At 60.9% G+C, this 20,639-nt stretch carries 17 protein-coding genes and 1 tRNA gene; 6 read left to right on the top strand and 12 right to left on the bottom strand.

Features of this window, described 5'->3' with window-relative positions:
* Positions 1–27 precede the first annotated feature (27 nt).
* Both ASF70_RS09185 and ASF70_RS09180 read left to right on the top strand, forming a co-directional pair.
* On the top strand, positions 28–1,386 hold the full coding sequence (locus ASF70_RS09185; protein ID WP_062579169.1) for a glutamine synthetase family protein: 1,359 nt from the start codon (positions 28–30) through the stop codon (positions 1,384–1,386).
* Between the two features lies 1 nt (position 1,387).
* Positions 1,388–2,686 (top strand): FAD-binding oxidoreductase, encoded by a 1,299-nt coding sequence (locus ASF70_RS09180; RefSeq protein ID WP_062453754.1) that lies wholly within the window; start codon positions 1,388–1,390, stop codon positions 2,684–2,686.
* A gap of 1 nt (position 2,687) precedes the next feature.
* Here ASF70_RS09180 and ASF70_RS09175 read toward each other — a convergent pair whose 3' ends face one another.
* From ASF70_RS09175 to ASF70_RS09155, 6 genes are all read right to left on the bottom strand, one after another.
* Positions 2,688–3,344 (bottom strand): TetR/AcrR family transcriptional regulator, encoded by a 657-nt coding sequence (locus ASF70_RS09175; protein WP_062579167.1) that lies wholly within the window; start codon positions 3,342–3,344, stop codon positions 2,688–2,690.
* A 184-nt stretch (positions 3,345–3,528) separates the two neighbouring features.
* Entirely contained in the window at positions 3,529–4,050 is a 522-nt protein-coding gene (locus tag ASF70_RS09170; protein ID WP_062453756.1) for a gluconokinase, read from the bottom strand.
* A gap of 57 nt (positions 4,051–4,107) precedes the next feature.
* Positions 4,108–5,178: an AbrB family transcriptional regulator gene (locus tag ASF70_RS09165; RefSeq protein ID WP_062579165.1), complete on the bottom strand. Its 1,071-nt coding sequence runs from the start codon at positions 5,176–5,178 to the stop codon at positions 4,108–4,110.
* Positions 5,179–5,321: 143 nt separating this feature from the next.
* Positions 5,322–5,798 (bottom strand): iron-responsive transcriptional regulator RirA, encoded by a 477-nt coding sequence (rirA, locus tag ASF70_RS09160; protein WP_062453758.1) that lies wholly within the window; start codon positions 5,796–5,798, stop codon positions 5,322–5,324.
* 122 nt (positions 5,799–5,920) lie between these two features.
* The gene (locus ASF70_RS24735) at positions 5,921–6,052 is read right to left on the bottom strand and encodes a hypothetical protein (protein WP_256413688.1); all 132 of its coding nucleotides are present in this window, start codon (positions 6,050–6,052) and stop codon (positions 5,921–5,923) included.
* A 108-nt stretch (positions 6,053–6,160) separates the two neighbouring features.
* A complete protein-coding gene (locus ASF70_RS09155; protein ID WP_062579163.1) occupies positions 6,161–7,657 on the bottom strand; it encodes a CoA-acylating methylmalonate-semialdehyde dehydrogenase in 1,497 nt (498 codons plus the stop codon).
* 123 nt (positions 7,658–7,780) lie between these two features.
* Between ASF70_RS09155 and ASF70_RS09150 the strand changes: the two genes are divergently transcribed.
* Positions 7,781–8,686, top strand: a complete 906-nt coding sequence (locus ASF70_RS09150; protein ID WP_062453760.1) for a LysR family transcriptional regulator — start codon at positions 7,781–7,783, stop codon at positions 8,684–8,686.
* A gap of 63 nt (positions 8,687–8,749) precedes the next feature.
* Here the strand turns inward: ASF70_RS09150 and ASF70_RS09145 are convergent, their stop codons facing one another.
* Positions 8,750–8,995 (bottom strand): helix-turn-helix transcriptional regulator, encoded by a 246-nt coding sequence (locus tag ASF70_RS09145; protein WP_062579161.1) that lies wholly within the window; start codon positions 8,993–8,995, stop codon positions 8,750–8,752.
* 244 nt (positions 8,996–9,239) lie between these two features.
* On the opposite strand from ASF70_RS09145, the gene ASF70_RS09140 reads away from it, so the two are divergent.
* Positions 9,240–9,704 carry a hypothetical protein gene (locus ASF70_RS09140; RefSeq protein WP_062579159.1) on the top strand — a complete coding sequence of 155 codons (465 nt, stop codon included), beginning with the start codon at positions 9,240–9,242 and terminating at the stop codon, positions 9,702–9,704.
* A 22-nt stretch (positions 9,705–9,726) separates the two neighbouring features.
* On the opposite strand, the gene ASF70_RS09135 is transcribed toward ASF70_RS09140, so the two are convergent.
* Together ASF70_RS09135 and ASF70_RS09130 are read right to left on the bottom strand one after the other, a co-directional pair.
* Positions 9,727–9,803 (bottom strand) — tRNA-His (locus ASF70_RS09135).
* 141 nt (positions 9,804–9,944) lie between these two features.
* Entirely contained in the window at positions 9,945–10,391 is a 447-nt protein-coding gene (locus ASF70_RS09130) for a phasin (protein ID WP_062579158.1), read from the bottom strand.
* 238 nt (positions 10,392–10,629) lie between these two features.
* On the opposite strand from ASF70_RS09130, the gene ASF70_RS09125 reads away from it, so the two are divergent.
* Positions 10,630–14,661, top strand: a complete 4,032-nt coding sequence (locus ASF70_RS09125; protein WP_062579155.1) for a PAS domain S-box protein — start codon at positions 10,630–10,632, stop codon at positions 14,659–14,661.
* Between the two features lie 230 nt (positions 14,662–14,891).
* Here the strand turns inward: ASF70_RS09125 and ASF70_RS09120 are convergent, their stop codons facing one another.
* Entirely contained in the window at positions 14,892–16,868 is a 1,977-nt protein-coding gene (locus ASF70_RS09120) for an acetoacetate--CoA ligase (RefSeq protein ID WP_062579153.1), read from the bottom strand.
* A 134-nt stretch (positions 16,869–17,002) separates the two neighbouring features.
* On the opposite strand from ASF70_RS09120, the gene ASF70_RS09115 reads away from it, so the two are divergent.
* Complete coding sequence (locus tag ASF70_RS09115) at positions 17,003–18,886, top strand: AsmA-like C-terminal region-containing protein (RefSeq protein WP_082471838.1); 1,884 nt, start codon at positions 17,003–17,005, stop codon at positions 18,884–18,886.
* 16 nt (positions 18,887–18,902) lie between these two features.
* On the opposite strand, the gene ASF70_RS09110 is transcribed toward ASF70_RS09115, so the two are convergent.
* Together ASF70_RS09110 and ASF70_RS09105 are read right to left on the bottom strand one after the other, a co-directional pair.
* Positions 18,903–19,721 (bottom strand): ABC transporter permease, encoded by an 819-nt coding sequence (locus ASF70_RS09110; protein WP_062579149.1) that lies wholly within the window; start codon positions 19,719–19,721, stop codon positions 18,903–18,905.
* A 1-nt stretch (position 19,722) separates the two neighbouring features.
* Complete coding sequence (locus tag ASF70_RS09105) at positions 19,723–20,634, bottom strand: ABC transporter permease subunit (protein WP_062579148.1); 912 nt, start codon at positions 20,632–20,634, stop codon at positions 19,723–19,725.
* Positions 20,635–20,639: the final 5 nt, after the last annotated feature.

Here is a 20,639-nt window from a genome sequence, read left to right as displayed (position 1 = left end):
GAGAAAGTCTGGGCTACCGGTGTTTTCATGGATACGATCGATACAGCCCGGACCTTTCTCGATGACAATCCCGATATCGAGGTTCTCGAAGCCTTCGTGATCGACGTCAACGGCGTGCCGCGGGGCAAGTGGATCCCGCGCGAACGAGCGCTCGACGTGCTTTCGAAGGGCATGGCGATGCCGCGCTCGGTCTACGCGCTCGACGTCTGGGGACGCGACGTCAATGCCGCGGGCCTTGCGGAGGGCACCGGTGATCCGGATGGCATCTGCTTTCCCATCGCCGACACACTGTCGCGTGTGACATGGCTGAAGCGGCCAACGGCGCAGGTTCTACTGGGCATGAACGAGCAGGACGGGACCGGATTTTACGGCGATCCGCGCCAGGTGCTGGCGAATGTTCTCAAAGGTTTCGAGCGGATCGGCCTGACGCCGGTCGTGGCGACGGAGCTGGAATTCTACCTGATCGACCCGATCCGTTCGGCGATCGACCCGGTGCGGCCACCGAATTCACGCGAGGGCCGCTGGCATACGGGCCAGACACAGGTGCTCTCGATTTCCGAGCTGCAGGATTTCGAGGATGTCTTCCACGGCATCGCCTCCGCAGCGAGGGCGCAAGGGATACCGGCCGATACGACACTGCGGGAAAACGGCCCGGGCCAGTATGAGATCAACCTCAACCACGTGCCAGACGCGCTGAAGGCTGCCGATTATGCGGTGCTCCTCAAGCGGATCGTCAAAGGCGTGGCGCGCGCCAACGATCTCGACGCGACGTTCATGGCAAAGCCCTATGGCACGCAGGCCGGAAGCGGCATGCATGTGCATTTCTCGCTGATCGATAGCGACGGCCGCAATGTCTATATGGGCGAGAACGGGCCGTCCGAGGCGCTGTTTCATTCGGTGGGCGGGCTTTTGGAAAACATGGGGGAAAGCATGGCGGTGTTTGCCCCGCATGCCAATTCCTACCGGCGCCTGCGCCCTTCCGAACATGCCCCGACCTATGCCTCCTGGGGCTTCGACAACCGCTCGGCCGCCGTGCGCGTCATCACCGCGTCGAAGCCGGCGACCCGCATCGAGCACCGCGTTGCAGGTTCCGACACCAATCCCTATCTTGTGCTGGCGATGATCCTCAGTGCAGCCCTTGCCGGCATCAAGGAAAAGCGCAATCCGGGCGGGGCGATTACCGGCGACGACCATGCGATCAGCCACGAACCGCTGCCGACCAACTGGGACTATGCGCTGCAGCAGTTTTCCCGCTCCACGTTCGCCTACGCGACGCTCGGGCCGAAATACCGGTCGCTCTACACGGCCTGCAAGCAGCAGGAGCTGTCGGAATTTTCTCTGCGGGTGACCGACGTCGAATACGACGCCTATATCAGGACGGTGTAAGATGGCTTTCAAACCCGCAGACAATCCCCGCCACGCCAATTCCTGGTATGCCGCCTCGGCCAATGACAAGCGTGTGCGCCCTGCCCTCGAGGGCGAGATCGAGGCCGATGTCTGCGTGATCGGCGCGGGCTTTTCCGGCATCTCGGCCGCTCTCGAACTGGCCGAGCGCGGCTATTCCGTCGTGGTGCTGGAGGCGGAGCGGATCGGCTTCGGCGCTTCGGGCCGCAATGGCGGGCAGATCGTCAACGGCTATAGCCGCGATCTGGAAACGATCGCCGGACGCTACGGGCGCGACAAGGCCGTGCAGCTTGGCGCGATGTCGCTCGAAGGCGGCGAGATCATCCGCGCCCGCGTAGCGCAATACGGGATCGACTGCGATCTCGTGCCTGGCGGTTTCTTCGCGGCCTTTACGGACAAGCAGGTGCGCGAGATGGAGCTGCACAAGGCCGTCTGGGAACAGCACGGCCATGACGGGCTGGAGATGGTCTCGAAGGCAGACGTCGGACGCTATGTGAAAAGCGACCGCTATGCCGGCGGCATGATCGACAGGAAGGGTGGCCATATTCACCCGCTCAACCTCGTGCTCGGGGAAGCGGCAGCTGCCGAAAGCCTGGGCGCGCAGATTTTCGAGGGATCGCGGGTGGTGGGTATCGACCAGACGGCAAAGCCCGTGGTCAGAACCGACAAGGGTCGTGTCACGGCATCCTATGTGCTGGTGTGCGGCAACGCCTATCTATCGCCGCTGCTGCCGGAGATCCATGGCCGGATGATGCCGGTTTCGAGCCAGGTGATGGCGACGGAGCCGCTGGATGCGGGCCTGATCGAGCGCCTTCTGCCCGCAAATTACTGCGTCGAGGATGCCAATTACATTCTCGATTACTATCGCCGCACCGCCGACAACCGGCTGCTCTACGGCGGCGGGATCGGTTATGGCGGCAGCGACCCGAAGGACCTGACGGGCGTGATCCGCCCGAACATGCTCAAGACCTTCCCGCAGCTGAAGAATGTCAGGATCGACTACGCGTGGAGCGGCAATTTCGCACTGACGCTGACCCGCATTCCGCATGTGGGAAAGCTGTCCGACACCGTGTTCTTCTCGCACGGCGACAGCGGCCACGGCGTGACCACCACGCATCTGCTCGGCAAGATCCTGGGCGAAGCGGTGGCCGGCCATGCGGAGAGGTTCGATACCTGGGCATCCCTGCCCAACCTACCCTTCCCGGGCGGGCGGGCGTTTCGCGTGCCGCTCACCGCGCTTGGGGCCTGGTGGTACGGCATGCGGGACAAACTCGGGCTGTAGCTTACAACGATACGGGAAAACTGCCTTTGAAGTAATAGGTCGACTGTGCCCGCACGATCGACTTGAACTGTGCAACGATTTTGGCTGCCTCGTCTTCCGTCACCATCAGCGCCAGACGCAATGTTGCCGCGGCCATGTGGAACATAAGAAACAGTGTGCGGGCGTAGTTCTCCCAAAGCTGTTCGCTGACGAACCGCTTGGTGATCTCGAAGAAGAGGTCGGCCTGGAAGCGGGTTTCGGTAATGTCACGGTCTGCCAGCGCCTTGTCGGCCTGGATGGCGTTCAACAGATCCTGCGTCGACGGCTTTTCGCGCATGCGGGTGTAATAGAGGTCGAAAAGAACGTCCGTTGCATCCAGCGCGTCTTCAGCCGTCGAGATCTGCGGAATATGTCCGACGATGATACCGCGGACTTCCTCGACATAGCGCTCATGGAGCATGGCGATGATCGCCGACTTGTTGGGGAAATACTGGTAGACGGAGGCGATCGGACCACCTGAAAGAGACGCAATCTCCTTCATCGTGACCGCATCGATACCCTTTTCGCCGATCAGCTCCATCGAGACCTTCAGGATATCATCAATGCGTTCGCGGCTTCTTTCCTGTTTCGGTACCCGACGAAGTGAACTCCCGCCTGCACTCTGCATCGAATCTCGCATCCGCAACTCTCTCCGTACGCCCTGTTGCCTATACTGGACGGGGCGATAAGAGAGGCACCTGGCAGCATAGTTACATTATAAGTTTGCGTTGTACGGCAAGTCAGGCATGTCGGATCACCGAAAGCATTAGAATTTTGAAAATAATTCGACACTCAAACAGTTTATCTTGAATTAGGATCGCGTGTCATATCGTATCCTTCAACCCCGCTACGGCATCTGCCACGATGCGGTCGAGCGTGGCGTCAATGTCGACGGTCACGACGCCTGCTTCACCCTCGGGGCTTTCCAGCGTGGCGAGCTGGCTTTGCAACAGAGACGTCGGCATGAAATGGCCCTTGCGCTCGCCCATCCGGCGGCTCAACAGCTCCTGGCTTCCTTTGAGAAACACGAAGGTCAGTTTGCCACCCGCAGCGCTGCGCAGCCGTTCGCGGTAGACGACTTTCAGTGCAGAGCAGGTCACCACGAGGTCTTCTGAACGCGCGAGAGCCTCGGCGATCTTCTCGCCGATCACGTCGAGCCAGGGCCAGCGGTCTTCATCGGTGAGCGGAGTTCCCTGCGCCATCTTGTCGACATTGGACTGCGGATGCAGACTGTCGCCTTCCATGAAGCGGCAATTCAGGCTCTCTGCCAGACGCTCAGCGACGGAACTCTTTCCAGCGCCGCTGACGCCCATGACGATGATGGCTCTGCCAGCCTGTTTGCTCATTGGTTGCTCCTCTTTGATATCGACAGCCGGTCTCCTTCAACCGCATTGAGCGACAGATCACAAGTCCCGGCGATCTTCAACGCCAGTCGCGGACTTGCCCGGACCCGTTTCATCGCGCCCGAGCGCAAACGGCATCAGGATCGACAGAAAGATCAGGCGCAGGACGTGATGGGCGCCGACATAGGTCGGGTCGGCATGCAGCATGACCGCCATCGCCGCCATGGTCTCCAGCCCACCGGGCGAAAACGCGATCAGGGCCGCATCGAGCGGTGTGTCCAGGACATACGAGACGGTGCCGGCCATGGCCGCCGCCATGACCGAGACGATCACCGTGACCACGAGGCCGGATACGAGCGCTGTGCGCACCTCGAGAAGCGAGATGCCGCAAAAGCGCGTTCCGATGTTGGCGCCGAGAAGGATATAGACGGGGACAATGAGCCAGGAGGGAACGCCACCGGTGGCGAACGATGTCACGTGGGTTGAGATCGAAACCAGTGTGCCGGCGAGCAGAAGGGCTGCGGGAAGCTTCCAGCGCAGGAAGAGCATGCCGATGACGGTCGAGATCGCAAGGATGCCCAACAGCATCGGCAGGTCCATCGCGATGACCTGAGCGACACTATCTCCGCCGCCAAGATCGAATGCTGTGACAATCAGGGGCACGCTGATGGTCAACAGAAGGACGCGCACGCTCTGGGAAATGCCGACCGTTCGCTGGTCGCAACGCATGTCAGCGGCAAGACTGAGCACGTAGCTCAGATGTCCCGGCGAAGCTGCGAGGAAAGCCGTGGTGCGGTCGTAATGGAAGAAACGCTGCATGACCCAGGCCGCGACGTAAAGCAGGGCCGTGACGGTAACCATGACCATCACGAAGCTTAGAGGCCAGCGCTTGATCGCCACCAGGATGTCGGGCGTGACGGTCGCCCCCATCGAGATGCCGATGACGATGAAGCAGCCGTTCCGGACGATTTTCGGGATCGAGAGGGTGAGGCCTGCGATACCCGCAAGCGACACGGCCAGCGCCGGACCGATCAGATAGGGAGCGGGGAAGCCGATCATCGCGGCGATCAGCGCACCGCCGGCACCGACCAGCGCGGTCAGGGCAAATTCACGCAATTGGGAAAAGGGCATAGCAACGAATATCTGGGTGACCACCCGGAGCCAGGCTCAAGGGGCCATCAATAAAGGAAACGTTGCCTACTCCTAAAGAAGACAGCCCGGAGGTCAACCTGCCGGGCCGCTAAACTGATGCTGCGATGAGATCTGTATTGAGATCAGGCGGCCGGTGCCGCGACCATCTTGGCGATTGCCGGCGGCGGATCGATCCCAAGCAGGAAGTTGATCTGCGGGCGCGCCTTGACCAGATCGTCGATCGTATAGTCTGCCAGCACGTCGAAGAAGGCATTCAGCGCCTTGCGAAGTGCCGAGTTGAGACCACAGCTATCGACCAGAGGACATTCGGCGACGCCCTCCTCGAAACATTCGGCCATCGCGAAACTGTCTTCCGTCACGCGGATCACATCAAACAGAGTGATACGGTCGGCAGCGCGACCGAGGCGAACACCGCCGTTTCGGCCGCGAACGGTCTCGACCAGGCCGGCCTTGGTCAAAGGCTGCAGGATCTTGAAGAGAAACAGTTCGGACACGCCATAGGCGCGCGCGATCTCCGGGATGCGGCTGAGCTTCCCCTCGTTCGCAGCACAGTACATGAGCATGCGAACGGCGTAGTTGGTCTGCTTTGTCAGGCGCATATTCGTCTCCCGAGACTCGTCACGGCCCCATACATAGTGGGTTTGCTAGTTTTGAACAATTCCAAAGTTTGCGAAATTGCCCTTGAACGCTGCGCTGCCGATGACGCGCTTTATTGCCGGCATTATCCGGCAAGGCCCATGTGTACCGCAAACCAGACTGGAACTGCAAACAGGAAGGTCGCCGCCAGAAACGTTATGCCGATTTTCGCCAGGCGGATGCGGCGCGCGCGCGAAACGTCCCACTCGTAATTCATGATGAACACTCCCCCTCACACGAATGTGTAAATTAGCAGCGCCTAGGAAGAGGTCAATGTCTCCGCCGCACGAGAATGCGGCGGAGCGTGTCTATTCGACAGTAGGGCTTACTTCATCACGGGCATGACGAATTCGGCGCCATCCTTGATGCCTGTGGGCCAGCGGCTGGTTACCGTCTTGGTGCGGGTCCAGAACTTGATCGAATCCGTGCCATGCTGGTTGAGGTCGCCGAAGGACGAGGACTTCCAGCCGCCGAAGGAGTGATAGGCGAGCGGCACCGGGATCGGAACGTTGACGCCGACCATCCCGATATTGATCCGCGAGGCGAAGTCGCGGGCGGCATCGCCGTCGCGGGTATAGATCGCGACACCATTGCCGTATTCGTGCTTCATCGGCAGGTCGAGCGCTTCCTCATAAGTCTTGGCGCGCACCACTGACAGGACAGGGCCGAAGATTTCGGTCTTGTAGATGTCCATGTCGGGCGTGACGTTGTCGAACAGGCAGCCGCCGACGAAATTGCCGTTTTCATAGCCCTGCAGCTTGAAATCGCGGCCATCGACAACGAGGTTTGCGCCCTCTTCGACACCCTTGTTGATCAGGCCGAGAATACGCTCCTTGGCCTCCTTGGTGACGACCGGGCCCATGTCGGCCTTTTCGTCCGTGTAGGGACCAATGCGCAGGGATTCGACCATCGGTGTCAGCTTCTCGATCAGGCGGTTGGCGGTTTCCTCGCCAACCGGGACCGCAACCGAGATCGCCATGCAGCGCTCGCCGGCCGAGCCGTAACCGGCGCCCATCAGGGCGTTGGCGGCCTGGTCGAGATCGGCATCCGGCATGATGATCATGTGGTTCTTGGCGCCGCCGAAGCACTGTGCGCGCTTGCCGTTCATGGCGGCGGTTCCGTAGACGTAGCGGGCGATCGGCGTCGAGCCGACAAACGAGACGGCAGAGATATCCGGATGCGTCAGGATCGCATCGACCGCGGACTTGTCGCCGTTGACGACGTTCAAAATGCCGGCCGGAAGGCCTGCCTCGATCATCAGTTCGGCCAGACGCATCGGCACGGACGGATCGCGCTCGGAAGGCTTCAGGATGAAGGCATTGCCGCAGGCAATCGCGGGTGCAAACATCCACATCGGGATCATCGCCGGGAAGTTGAACGGCGTGATGCCGGCACCGATGCCGACCGCTTGCCGAATGGAATACATGTCGATGTTCGGACCGGCACCCTCGGTGAACTCGCTCTTGGAAAGATGCGGGATGCCGATGACGAATTCACAGACTTCAAGACCGCGAACGATGTCGCCCTTGGCATCCTCGATCGTCTTGCCATGCTCGCGCGACAGCATCTCGGCAAGTTCATTCATGTTGTCATTCAACAACTGGACGAACTTCATGAAGACGCGGGCGCGGCGCTGCGGGTTGGTGGCGGCCCAGTTCGGCTGGGCAGCCTTGGCATTCTCGACGGCTGCATTCAGATCCGCATCGCTCGCAAGCGCCACGGTCGCCTGGACTTCGCCCGTTGCCGGATTGAAGACATTGGCCGTGCGCCCGCTCGTGCCGGCAAAATGCTTGCCGCCGATGAAATGACCGATCTCGTACATGGTGATCCTCCTTCTTGAAATTGTAAGCGGCGAGGATACGCGTCAATTTGCACAAGGCAACGCCATGGTTTACGCATCCGTTGTGCGAAATTCGACACAACGATACCCGCCCTGGAGGTAACGATGAACTGGGATGACCTGCGGCTTTTCCTCGCTGTCGCGCGCAGCGGACAAATTCTTGCGGCATCCCGTCGGCTCGGGATCAACCATGCGACGGTCGGGCGACGGATATCAGCGCTGGAAGAGGATCTGCGCACGCGGCTGCTGATCCGCCGCACCAATGGCTGCGAGTTGACGCCGGAGGGAGAGGTGTTTCTGCGGGCCGCCGAGCGGATCGAAACGGAAATGCTGGACGCGCAGGCGAGTACCGGTCGGATCGACGCGGCAATTGCCGGTACCGTGCGGGTCGGCGCACCCGACGGGTTCGGCGTGCACTTCCTTGCCTCGCGCCTGGGAATGCTGACGAAGCGGCATCCGCAGCTGAAACTGCAACTCGTGCCGGTGCCACGCTCGTTTTCGCTGTCGCAACGGGAAGCGGATATCGCAATCACGATCGACCGGCCAGAACAGGGGCGCCTGGTCTCATCGCGGCTGACGGATTACACGCTCGGCCTCTACGCCTCGAAAGCCTATCTCCAGGACGCAGGCGTGCCCGACAGTATCGAGGCCCTCAAGGACCATGCGCGGATCGGTTATGTGGAAGACCTGATCTTTTCCCCGTCGCTGAACTTCACCGGCGAGGTGATGCGCAACTGGGATGCCGGGTTCGAGATTTCGAGCGCAATCGGCCAGATCGAAGCGGTGCGGTCCGGCGCCGGGATCGGCATTCTGCACGACTATGTCGCTTCGCAGGACATGAACCTGACCCGCATCCTTCCGGACATCTCCATTCGCCGGGCCTATTGGAGCAGTTATCACGAGACGGCCAGGAACCTGGTGCGGGTTCGAACCGTCGCGGATTTCCTGCGGGAAGTCATTCAGGAGGAAGCGCGGATCTTCGTGTGGAAACCGCCGTCCGGACAAAAATAAAGCCCGCGAGAAGCGGGCCTTAAGCATTCACAGCGTCCAGCCTGATAGGCCGGACGTCTGCGATTACGACGCCTTCAGAACCGACATCGGCATCTTGAGGGCATTTGCGATGCGCTTCAACTTGGCAGGATCGAAATCCGTGCCGTTCTCCATACCCACGATCTCGTCCGTGACCAATCCGGTCGTAACGGCAAGATCGTCGATGCTGTAGCCGGCAGCCTGGCGCGCCTGGGCAATCAACCCAGCCACCTGATCCGGTGCGAGAACCTGTTCTGTCGAGGCACGAAAGTTATTAATGGAAACCGTCATGGTAATCTTCCTTCCGTCAAAATCTGCCGCTAGGCAGTGAAGGGGGCAAGCAGCCCGAAGTTCGACTGCACAATTTTGGTGCCGCCAGAGCCCAATAGATATGCATTGATGCCCCCACGGCAAGGGCATTCGCTGCACTGCAACAAAAAGTGTTGAGCGTCGTCGCAGATCCGAGCCCGTTGTTTGCCGCTTTTTCGAACAAAAACAGTCTTCGCGCGTTCTCTGCTCGAATAGGGACGTCAATATGCATCAGTCGAGTTCGAAACGTTTTGAAAATCTGGGTATACCCGGAAGCACCGATGCTGACATTCTCGAGGCAGCGCATCGCCTTGTGGAGCTTCACCTGACCTATTTGCGCGAACACGAGACGAAGAACGACCTCTTCGACGTGCGCGACCTGCCGGCCTCCAAGGACTCGCTGGTCAATGCTTTCCGGTTGACGCTAGCGACCGAAAAAAGGACTCATATGCGCACGCTGTTGCTGAAGGCGGGCATGACATTGGCGCAGTTTCAGGAAAACATCGGTCGCCCGATGATTGTCAAATCGCAGGATGGCCAGAAACCAAACCAGGTCCGGCGGAGCGATATCGATGCTGCCGTAGCGCGGCGGTTCAACAAGGCCCTGGTCCAACTGGGCGAAGAACGCGCCAGGCTCGGCCGTGTGTTTCAGGACGCCATGCGGATTGCCGGCGACAAGCCGCTTCACTGATCTGAAATTCCAGGAAAAGAAGTGGTACGGTTGAGTGGGGTCGAACCACTGACCTCAGGCGCCACAAGCCTGCGCTCTAACCAACTGAGCTACAACCGCACAAGACGCCTAAATCGCGTCGCCGGTGCTGATACTGCCATCGGCAGCGTTTGGCAAGCCCCTTTTGAGAGAACGAAGCCAAAAATGGAATGGCCGCCCAGTCGGCGGCCATGGAATATGGGCGTGATGCGCTGGTCGCGATCAAGCGGTTCGGAAATTTGCCATTGCCTTTTCGGCAGCGTCCTTGCCCGGCCGCGACACGTCTTCTGCAAGCTGGCGGGCCATGTCCTGCATGGATCTTGCCTGCTCGACCGTCGCCTCTGCCTGACGGCGGATGAACGAGGTCTGCAATTCGAAGAATTCCGACGCTGATTTGACGCCGAGCAGCGCCTGCATGTGCGAGAGCGACAGATCCGCATTGGACCGGAACGCTTCCATTGCCTTAAGCCCGAGTTCAACGGAACCGGACTGGGCCGTGTGAACTGTGGATTCCACCGCCATGGTGGCTTCCTCTGTCGCGGCTTTCATCCTAGCATAGGCTTCACTGGACTGGCTTGCGCCCTGCCCGGCAAAGTCGCGAAGGCGTTCGCCAAGCTTCATGGGATCGAAAGCGGAAAACGAAAACATCTCTTCTGTGCCGTGTGCCATCGCGAAAGCTCCTCCAAGGCCCTACCCCGACTTTTAAATGGGCAAAAGCCGGAGTTGGATGCCTGAAATATAATCGCAAACGTTGTGCCGCGCAACGAATTTGTGCGGCGCACAAAAGCGCCGCCGTTAACCCTGACGGAGGTTTAACCGGTCGGCCTGTGGACCCCGGAAGGGGGGCAAGGTATTAACGAAGGATTAAGTCTCTCAGGAATGCCGGTAGTTAACCGACAGGTCGTTCATGTCCTCTGTACAGTACCCTTTCATCGACATCGCCGTCCACGAGCGCGTCAGGGAACGCTTTGCAGCGGGCGACGGTATAGTGCTGTTTTCCTCCGACATGCGCATGCCTTTGTGGGCGAACGGACGCGGTGCAGCGCTCTTCGGATTTGGCTCGATCTACGACCTGATCGATCAGGGGCCGAACCGCGCCGACGTGGCCTTTCGTCAGGTCGAGGCAACCGCCCGCCAGCTTGCCAAGGTCGGCGATACAAGAGGCCTCGCAGTCCGCGTTATTTCAGGTTTCCAACGGGTCGTGCTTCGCGGGGCCTGTGAACTTGTCGAAGTCCATGGCGAGCGGGCCATTCTGTTTTCGGCAGCACCCGAGCGGGAGCTTGCAACGATCGCCGAGCGTGCGGAGCGGATGATCGAGGGCTTCGAGGAAGCAGACACCCATATCGCTATCGTTGACGCGGCAGGCAAGGTTGCCGCTGCCTCCGAGCGTTTTGGAAGTCTCGACATATCGGAAGCGGCGATCACGACACTTTCGGCGACGGCATCCGCCGATCCCAGCCGGCTTGCCAAACGGCCGATCACGACCGCCAAGGGCAACCTTCCGGCTGCCATCGGCAAGCTTTCGGACGCCCCTGCCCTCTACATTCTATTCACGGTCGATATGGCGACCGATGACGCGGTTACCCCGCAAACCTTGGTTGATCCCGGCGTCGTTGCGATGGTGCCCAATGACGAGACCGCCGTCATCGACGCCCTTGCCGCGATCGAGGACGATGTTGAGGCTCAGGAAGAGTTCGAGCTTCCTGAAACCGTGACGGCGGCAGAGGCAACCGAGATCAACACGGTCGCGATTGAAGAGACTGCGGCGGACGAAGAAATTTACGAGCCCGCCGAGCAGCCGGAGCCGGTTGCGGAAATAGAGGCTGCGGTAACCGCGGTTAACGACGCAGCTACGGTTGCTGACGCGCCGGTCGATGGCGACGTACCAGTTGAAGAAGCGGCGGCGGTAGAGCCGGAGAGTGAAGAAGTCGATCTGGAGCCCGCTCCGGAAGCAGTTGCCGAAGACATCGTGTCGGAGAATGTTGTCGAAGACATTCCGGCGCATGAGATCGCGGAAGACCGCTTTCCGGCACCGGAGGCTGCGGAAGCATCCGAGCCCGCCGAAACACGGAGCGAGCAGGCTCTGACATCGGTCGCCGCTCCCGAAACTACGGTTGCCGAGCCCGATGCATCCGGCGACGTGGAAGGCTTTGTGTTCAGCCGCGATTCACGCGCTGTGCGTTTCGTCTGGAAGATCGATGCCGATGGGCAGTTTACAGAAGTCTCGGGCGAATTCGCCAAGGCCGTGGGACCGCATGCGGCAGATGTTGTCGGCATGGCGTTTTCCGACCTCGCCGCTCTCTTCCATCTCGATCCCGAGGGGCGCATCACCGAACTGCTCGGCAAGCGCGACACCTGGTCGGGCAAAACCATCTGGTGGCCGGTAGAGGGCACGGCACTTGTCGTGCCGGTCGATCTGGCGGCACTGCCCACCTATACCCGCAGTCGCGAATTCGACGGCTTCCGCGGCTTCGGCATCGTGCGGATCGCCGACGCCAAGGATGATCCTGACGCCACCGGCCTGGCGCTTTCGCCGACGACGGTCGAGGATGAAGCGGTCAAGGAGACTGACGAACCGGGCATCGAGGACGCGGTAAACGACGCCGATCTGCCATCCGATGACGCGGAGCAGGTCTCCGACGTTCTGGAAGACCGCCCGGTGGAGACGGAAGCGCAACCGGCGGAGCCCGAAGCAACGTCCCCCTCCGATAGCGCTATCTACGGAACCACCTATTCCGATAGCGACCGTTCCGACGCTGCCCCGCTCGAGTGGCCAGCCGGTGAGCGTCCTGCGCTGCGACTGGTCGAGAACCCCGGCCGTCGCCAGTCCGACAAGGTCATCCAGCTCGAAGAACACCGCGCCCGCCTGACGCCGGTCGAACAGGCGGCCTTCCGCGAGATTGGGCGCCAGCTCGACCGCGCAACGGAAGAAACGCCAGTGAGCGCCGAGACTGCGCCGACTGAACCAGCGCCGAGCGAAGCTTCCCCCGCAAGCGAGATTTCCGCGAAGAATACTGACGTTTCAGAGCCAGTGGCAGATGAGACTGATGTGACCAATACTTGGCAGGAGCAGCCTGCTTCAGACATGGCAACCGAAGAAGAGGTGCGTTCCGCCGAAGAGGCACCGGCCGCAGAAGACCACGTGTCGGATGAGGCCGAGATCGCCGCTCAGGCGGGCGACGAAGGCCATAGCATCGAGGCATCCGAAACGGATCTCGACGGCAGCGCTGTTGACGACCACTTCGCCTCGGACTTCCCGCCTGTCGCTGCAAACGAGAACCAGAGCGACAGCGAGGACGACGCTGGCACGGAAATCCCGGCTGCAGCAATGCTTGAGCCCGCAGATGTTGCGCCGGAGCCAGAGCATGTCGAGCCATCCGACGTCCCTCTGCTGAGCATGATCCCGGTGCGCGAGCGCATCGGCCTCTCCGCCGAGATTGTCGACCAGATGCCGGTGGCACTGCTCGTTCACAACGGCGACACGCTGATCCATTGCAATCCGGAATTCCTCAAGCTGACCGGCTATGCATCACTTAAGGAACTGGAAGAGGTCGGCGGTCTGGATGCCCTCTTGCAGCGCCAGGACTTCGATGGCGATGGTGCGAGACCAAGCGGCATGGTGGTGGTGCGTGCCGACGACGAGATCCTGCCGGTAACCGCACGTCTGCAATCGGTTCGCTGGGACGACACGACGGCCCTGATGCTGGCGCTGATGCCGACGACATCCGACGCGTCGGAAGCAAACTCGCTGTCCGATCACCCGGGCGAGGAAATCCGCACGGTTGCCCGCACCGTCCGCCCTGCCGACCAGTTGGTCCGGCTGCAGGTGGAAGTCGAAGAGTTGCGGGCAATCCTGGAAACTGCGACCGATGGCGTCGTGCTGATCGGTGCGGATGGCGAGATCCGTTCGGTGAACAGGGCGGCAAGCGCGCTGTTCAACTACGATCAGGAAGAAATCGACGGCAAACCGTTCGTGATGCTGTTTGCCCATGAAAGCCAGCGGGCGATCGTGGATTATCTTTCCGGACTTGCCGGGCATGGCGTTGCCAGCGTGCTGAACGATGGCCGCGAGGTGATCGGTCGCGAAGCGTCCGGCGGGTTCTTGCCGCTGTTTATGACGATCGGCAAGCTGACCTCGTCGAACGGTTATTGCGCCGTGATCCGCGATATTACCCAGTGGAAGCGCACCGAAGACGAGCTTCGCACGGCAAAGCGCGCCGCCGAGACAGCCAACGCGCACAAGAGCGATTTCCTGGCGCATGTCAGCCACGAGATCCGCACGCCGCTTAACGCCATCATCGGCTTTTCAGACATGATGGCCGGCGAGCGGTTTGGGCCGATCGGCCATCCGCGCTATATCGAATATGCCAACGACATCGGTCGGTCCGGTCGCCACGTACTCGACATCGTCAACGACCTTCTCGACATCTCGAAAATCGAAGCCGGCGAGATGGAGCTGGATTTCGTCGCTGTCGGTCTCAACGAGACGATATCGGAAGCCGTGTCGCTGGTGCAGCCGCAGGCAAACGGCCAACGGGTGATCATCCGCACCGCGCTGTCGCAGGCTGTGCCGCAAGTCGTGGCCGATCTGCGCTCGGTCAAGCAGATTGCACTCAACATTCTTTCGAATGCGATCCGCTTCACGCCATCGGGCGGGCAGATCGTGGTGTCGACCGCCTACGAGCCGAATGGCAGCGTGGCGCTGCGTATCCGGGATACCGGGATCGGCATGACCCGGGCGGAACTGGAACTTGCGATGAAGCCTTTCCGGCAGGTTGCCGGTGCTGCCCGCAAGCGTGGCGACGGAACAGGTCTCGGGCTGCCGCTTACCAAGGCGATGGTGGATGCAAACAAGGCAGCCTTCTCGATCAGCTCGGCGCCGAACGAGGGAACGCTGGTGGAAATCACCTTTCCGCCGCAGCGGGTGCTTGCCAACTGAACGCACGTAAAAAGAAGGCAGCCCTGAGGCTGCCTGGAATTGATGCTGTTCGAAAAGTGACGGAAGACTTCCTAATCAGCAAAGCCTGAGCCTTGCTCATCTTCCCTACACGAAAAGTATCATGCCGGATCAGTTTTGGCGGGCGAGGCTTAACACGCCGTTAAAAACCAATACCAGTTCCGGCAATGCAGGAACGGCGACCCGCAATGGCACAGGGCACCTGATGGCCGTCAATTCCGCAACTCCGCGACATTGGCAAACAGCTCCAGCGCGTCCGGGTTGGCAAGCGCCTCCCGATTTCTGACCGGCCGATTGTGAACGATATCGCGCACGGCAAGTTCGACGATCTTGCCGGATTTGGTGCGGGGAATATCGGCGACCTGGATGATCCTTGCCGGCACGTGCCGTGGCGAGGCGCCTGCGCGAATACGCGCCTTGATCTCCCTGGTCAGTCGGTCGTCCAGCGTCAGTCCGTCCGCCAGCCGGACGAACAGCACGACGCGCACATCCTCGTCCCAGTCCTGGCCGATACAGATCGCTTCGGCGATCTCGTCCATCTGCTCGACCTGATTGTAGATCTCAGCCGTGCCGATCCGAACCCCGCCGGGATTAAGCGTCGCATCGGAACGGCCATGGATGACGATGCCGCCATGGGACGTCCATTCGGCGAAATCGCCGTGGCACCAGATGTTGTCGAACCGCTCGAAATAGGCGGCTCGGTATTTCTGACCGTCGGGATCGTTCCAGAACATCAGCGGCATGGAGGGGAATGCCTTGGTGCAGACCAGTTCGCCCTTTTCGCCACGCACCGGCTGGCCCTCGTCGTTCCAGACATCGACGGCAAGGCCGAGTCCCGGCCCCTGGATCTCGCCGCGCCAGACCGGCTTCAGCGGATTGCCCAGCACGAAGCAGGAGACGATATCCGTGCCACCGGAGATGGAGGCGAGATGGACGTCGTTCTTGATGCCCTGATAGACGAAGGAAAAGCCTTCCGGTGACAGCGGCGAGCCCGTCGAGGTCACGAGGCGAAGGGTGGACAGATCGTGGCTCTGCGCAGGCACGATGCCACTTTTGCGCACGGCGTCGATATATTTCGCGGACGTGCCGAAAACGGCGAACCGCTCCTGTTCCGCATAGTCAAACAGGATGTTGCCATCCGGAGCAAAGGGCGAACCGTCATAGAGGCAGAGTGTGGCGCCAACTGCGAGACCGGAGACCAGCCAGTTCCACATCATCCAGCCGCATGTGGTGAAATAGAACAGGTTTTCACCCGGCTCGATGCCGCAATGCAGCCGATGTTCCTTCACATGCTGGAGAAGCGTGCCGCCGGCCGAGTGGACGATGCATTTCGGGACGCCGGTCGTGCCTGACGAAAACAGGATGTAGAGCGGATGCGAGAACGGCAGCGGCTCGAATTCGACGGTCCGTGCCGCAAACGGCGCCAGGAAATCGGCAAGCGCGCGGCCGTCGGAGAGGGTCTTTGCGAGCGGCGCGGCATTCTTGTCCTGCGACCCTGCATAGGGCACGACCAGAACCGGTACCCCGAGCGTCTTTGAAACCGCGTCGACCTTTGCCGACACATCCTGCAGTTTGCCGTTGTACCAGTAGCCATCGCAGGTGATGAACAGCTTTGGGCCGATCTGTCCGAACCGGTCCAGCACGCCCTGTTCACCGAAATCCGGTGAGCAGGAAGACCAGATTGCCCCGATAGAGGCTGCTGCCAGCATGCAGGCGATCGTTTCAGGCATATTCGGCATCATCGCGGCGATGCGATCTCCCCTGCCGATGCCGAGTGCGCGGTATGCCTGCTGAAGCCTTGACACCTCGCCCTGCAACCTTTCCCAGGACCAACGGTCCTTGACCTTGTCCTCGCCCCAGAAGACCAGAGCGTCCGAGGTCTTCGCGTCGGCTCCGCTGCCGGCAAGCAGGTTTTCGGCGAAGTTCAGGCGTGCATGGGGAAAGAAGCGGGCGGCGAGCATCTCGCCATCGTCGTCCAGGTAGACGTCGCCCTTGTCGCCCTTGACGCCGCAGAAATCCCAGACGGCGGACCAGAAATCGCCGCGCTGTTCGATCGACCAGCTGTGGAATGCGTCGTAATCCTCAAAACCGATTGAATACCGCTCGCTGCACCAGACGATGAAGCGGGCAAGCGGTGCTGTCCGCAACGTCTCCTCCGATGGCGACCAAAGCGGCTGCTGCTCACTCATGCAATTCTCCTCCTATGCCGTTCACAGGCGCGTCCCTGACCGTCTGTATATCATGCGATCGAAGGGGATAAAGCACTGGAGCGCGCGCTTGCTGCATTTGCGCGACGCCGGCATTTCCTATATTCGCGTGAGCCATGCCCAACGAGACAGACGGAAAGCTGCGTAGGACCTTCGGACGCCCCTTAGGGAAGCGGACGCGCATCGCCTTGATCGTTCTGGTCTCGCTGCTGAGCCTCTTCGTCGCCTTCCAGCTCGCGGCACCCTTCCTTGTTTCGACCGTGCTGGTACGGGAACGAATGGAGCGCGCCGTCGAGGAATGGATCGGCCACGACGTGTCGATCGGCGGACAGCCGTCGCTTGCCTTCTGGCCGGAGCCGCGCATCACATTCTCCGATGTAATGGTTCGCAACATCGATCATGGCAAGAAAGGCATGCTTGGCAGCGTCCGTGAACTGTCGGCGTCGTTCGATCTTCTGGGCGCGCTGGTGGGTCAGCCGGAATTCAAGGATTTCCACCTCAAGGACCCGCAGCTTTTCGTGCTGCGCAAACCGGATGGGCGACTGGACTGGACCAATGACGGATTGCTCAGCCGCGCCGTTCGCGCTGTCAAAAGCGATGGCACCGGTCAGTTGCTGGACAATTCGAATGATGCGCCGATCGGCGATGTCCTGATCGAGAACGGCACGCTTCAGATTACCAACGAAGAGGATGGCCGCATCGTCCGGGTCGACCGGATCGACAGCGAGATCGACTGGTCCTATCTTTCACGCAGCGCGAGCTTCAAGGGCCAGGCAACGATTGCCGGCCGCAGGGTCACGGCCGATATCACCTCGCGCCAGCCTCTGCTTCTGTTTTCGGGCCGCAGCAGTAGCACTTCGGGCTCGATCCAGTCGGACCTGTTCAACGCCAAGTTCAGCGGCGTCGTCAACCTCGCGAGCCACGGCTTTTTGTCCGGAGATGCCGAATTTGCAACGGCGGATGGCGCCAAAGCCATGCAGTGGATGGGGTTCGACCTGCCAGGCACGGAAAAGCTGAAGCAGCTTTCCGTGAAGGCCCGGCTGATCACCAACGATACGGCGATGCGGTTCGAAAGCCTGTCGCTCGGTATCGACGACATCACGGCAAGCGGCATTCTGGACCTGACCATGCCGGCGGATGCTCCCCCGCGGCTGACCGGGACGCTCGCCCTCAACACCCGCGACGTGTTGCCGATGCTGGCCGAGATCGCGCCGCGACTTCTCGACAAAAGCGATCCCGCCGCAAGACTGCGCGACCGGCTCGAGCTGGATTTGAGGCTATCCGCACAAAGCGTCGAGATCGGCCCCTTCCAACTCAGCGAAGTTGCCGTCGGCATCATGAATATCGGTGACCAGTCACGGATCGATATTCTCGACAGCGATTTCGAAAACGGACGACTGACCGGCCGCATCGCGACGATCAAGGACGGGGAAACGGGCGGCGTTGCAATAAGGCTCTCCGTACAGGACGCCGACTTCGCCAGCGTGATCAGCCGGCTTGGCCTGACGGCCCCGCTACCCGGCGCCTCGGGCTCGCTCGAACTGGCGCTGGACGTGGCGCGACCGGTGACGGCGGAAACGCTGCGCAACGCCAAAGGATCTCTGCGCTTTCGTGCCGGCAGCGGAACTCTGCCCGGTGTGGACATGGCAGGCATAAGACGGCTGGCGACCCAAAAACCCTATTTCACGCTGAGCGAAGCAGGGACAGGAGCTTACGAATTCCAGAGTGTCGATATTAACGTCACCGTCGCCGATGGTTTAGCCGATATCCGCAACGGGCTGATCGTTGGAACCAACGAGCGTATTACGCTCAACGGCATCGTGCCCTATGCCAATAACAGCCTCGCGCTTTCTGCCGGTGTGCTCACAGATTCCAGCGGGACAACCAGCGGGGACGCTGCCGCTGGCCGCCCGGATGCCACCCACTTTTTCATCGGGGGATCCTGGCAGAACCCGGTGATCTGGCCGGTCGCAAAGCCCACGCCGAAGATCACCGAATAACACACGCCCTGACGGTTCAGCTGCCGGTCCGCTGCGCCATATGCTCGTCGCGGATACGCCGGACCTCGGCGCGCTTGGTGCCGATCGAGGTGGCGATGACGCCGAGTGTCACCAGCGCGATCAGGATCGTGCAGATTGCGTTGATCTCCGGCGTCACACCGAGCCTCACCTGCGAATAGATCTTGATTGGCAGCGTGGTGGCACCTGGCCCAGTGTTGAAGCTTGCGATCACAAGGTCGTCCAGCGACAGGGTGAAGGCGAGCATCCAGCCGGAGATGACGGCGGGCAGGATCAGCGGCAGGGTAATCTGGAAGAACGTCTTGACCGGCGGGCAGCCGAGATCGAGCGCTGCCTCTTCCAGACTGCGATCGAAGGTGAGAAGCCGCGACTGAACGACGATCGCCACGTAGCACATGGTGAAGGTCGTGTGGGCGATGATGACGGTCCAGAACCCGCGATCGACGCCGATCGCCACGAACAGAAGAAGCAGCGACAGGCCGGTGATGACCTCCGGCATGACCAGCGGCGCATAGATCATGCCGGAAAACAGCATTTTTCCAGGAAACTTCTGGTAGCGGACCAGCGTCAGCGCTGCCAGCGTGCCGAGGATGGTACCGAACGTGGCGCTCAACAGACCGACGCGGGCCGTGACCCAGGCGGCATCCATAAGACCCTGGTTCGACCACATCGAGACGTACCAGTTGAGCGAGAAGCCGCCCCAGACCGTGACGAGCCGCGAGGCGTTGAACGAGTAGACGACCAGAATGATAATGGGGATGTAGAGGAAGGCGAAGCCAAGCGTCAGGACGGTGGCATCAAGGCGGTTCTTTGTCATCTCACGCCACCTTCTTCTGCTGGTTCTGGAAGATGGCGATCGGCACGACCAGCATCAGGAGCAAGACCACTGCTACGGCCGAGGCAAGCGGCCAGTCGCGGTTGCTGAAGAACTCCGTCCACAGCGTCTTGCCGATCATCAGCGTATCGGCGCCGCCGAGCAGATCCGGGATGACGAATTCGCCTGTGATCGGGATGAAGCAGATCATCGAGCCTGCGATGACGCCCGGCAGCGACAGCGGGAAGGTGATTTTCCAGAACGCCTTCCACGGCGGGCAGCCGAGATCGTTGGCGGCTTCCAGCAGAGTATTGTCCATCTTTTCGAGCGCCGCATAGAGCGGCAGGACCATGAAGGGCAGATAAGAATAGACGATGCCGATAAAGACGGCCGTGTCGGTTCGGAAGATCTCCACCTGTTCGTCAGGTCCCATCAACCCGATCGTCTGCAAGGCGAGCGTCAGCAACCCGTCCGGCTTCAGGATGCCGATCCAGGCATAGACGCGGATGAGGAACGAGGTCCAGAACGGCAGGATGACCAGCATCAGCAGGATCGGCCGGATGGAATTGGGTGCGCGCGCCATGGCAAGCGCCATCGGATAGCCGATGAGGAGAAGCAAGAACGTCGAGATCGCGGCGATCCGCAGCGACGACATATAGGCCTGGAAGTAAAGCGGGTCCTCGGTGAGAAACAGGTAGTTCTCGATGTCCAGCTCGGAGACGAAATCGCTGATGGCGCCCCAGCCCCCGAACACCGGCGTATAGGGCGGCATGGCAATGGCCGTGTCCGACAGCGAGATCTTGAAGATGATCAGGAAGGGCGCGACGAAGAACAGCAGCAGCCAGAGATAGGGAACTGCGACGACCAGCCAGCGGGCCGGGTTGGCATGCGGATTGTCGGCTGTCGTATCGGCCATGATCG

The organism is Rhizobium sp. Leaf321 (assembly GCF_001423215.1).
GTDB lineage: Bacteria > Pseudomonadota > Alphaproteobacteria > Rhizobiales > Rhizobiaceae > Neorhizobium > Neorhizobium soli.
This window is presented reverse-complemented; position numbering and strand designations above follow the sequence as displayed.

Coding starts and splice junctions, on each gene's coding strand:
- ASF70_RS09125 (WP_062579155.1), top strand. CDS start 10,630: ATGTCCTCTGTACAGTACCCTTTCATCGACATCGCCGTCCACGAGCGC.
- ASF70_RS09130 (WP_062579158.1), bottom strand. CDS start 10,391: ATGGCACACGGCACAGAAGAGATGTTTTCGTTTTCCGCTTTCGATCCC.
- rirA (WP_062453758.1), bottom strand. CDS start 5,798: ATGCGCCTGACAAAGCAGACCAACTACGCCGTTCGCATGCTCATGTAC.
- ASF70_RS09140 (WP_062579159.1), top strand. CDS start 9,240: ATGCATCAGTCGAGTTCGAAACGTTTTGAAAATCTGGGTATACCCGGA.
- ASF70_RS09150 (WP_062453760.1), top strand. CDS start 7,781: ATGAACTGGGATGACCTGCGGCTTTTCCTCGCTGTCGCGCGCAGCGGA.
- ASF70_RS09185 (WP_062579169.1), top strand. CDS start 28: ATGGATACGATCGATACAGCCCGGACCTTTCTCGATGACAATCCCGAT.
- ASF70_RS09105 (WP_062579148.1), bottom strand. CDS start 20,634: ATGGCCGATACGACAGCCGACAATCCGCATGCCAACCCGGCCCGCTGG.
- ASF70_RS09175 (WP_062579167.1), bottom strand. CDS start 3,344: ATGCGAGATTCGATGCAGAGTGCAGGCGGGAGTTCACTTCGTCGGGTA.
- ASF70_RS09155 (WP_062579163.1), bottom strand. CDS start 7,657: ATGTACGAGATCGGTCATTTCATCGGCGGCAAGCATTTTGCCGGCACG.
- ASF70_RS09145 (WP_062579161.1), bottom strand. CDS start 8,995: ATGACGGTTTCCATTAATAACTTTCGTGCCTCGACAGAACAGGTTCTC.
- ASF70_RS09170 (WP_062453756.1), bottom strand. CDS start 4,050: ATGAGCAAACAGGCTGGCAGAGCCATCATCGTCATGGGCGTCAGCGGC.
- ASF70_RS09115 (WP_082471838.1), top strand. CDS start 17,003: ATGCCCAACGAGACAGACGGAAAGCTGCGTAGGACCTTCGGACGCCCC.
- ASF70_RS09180 (WP_062453754.1), top strand. CDS start 1,388: ATGGCTTTCAAACCCGCAGACAATCCCCGCCACGCCAATTCCTGGTAT.
- ASF70_RS09110 (WP_062579149.1), bottom strand. CDS start 19,721: ATGACAAAGAACCGCCTTGATGCCACCGTCCTGACGCTTGGCTTCGCC.
- ASF70_RS09120 (WP_062579153.1), bottom strand. CDS start 16,868: ATGAGTGAGCAGCAGCCGCTTTGGTCGCCATCGGAGGAGACGTTGCGG.
- ASF70_RS24735 (WP_256413688.1), bottom strand. CDS start 6,052: ATGAATTACGAGTGGGACGTTTCGCGCGCGCGCCGCATCCGCCTGGCG.
- ASF70_RS09165 (WP_062579165.1), bottom strand. CDS start 5,178: ATGCCCTTTTCCCAATTGCGTGAATTTGCCCTGACCGCGCTGGTCGGT.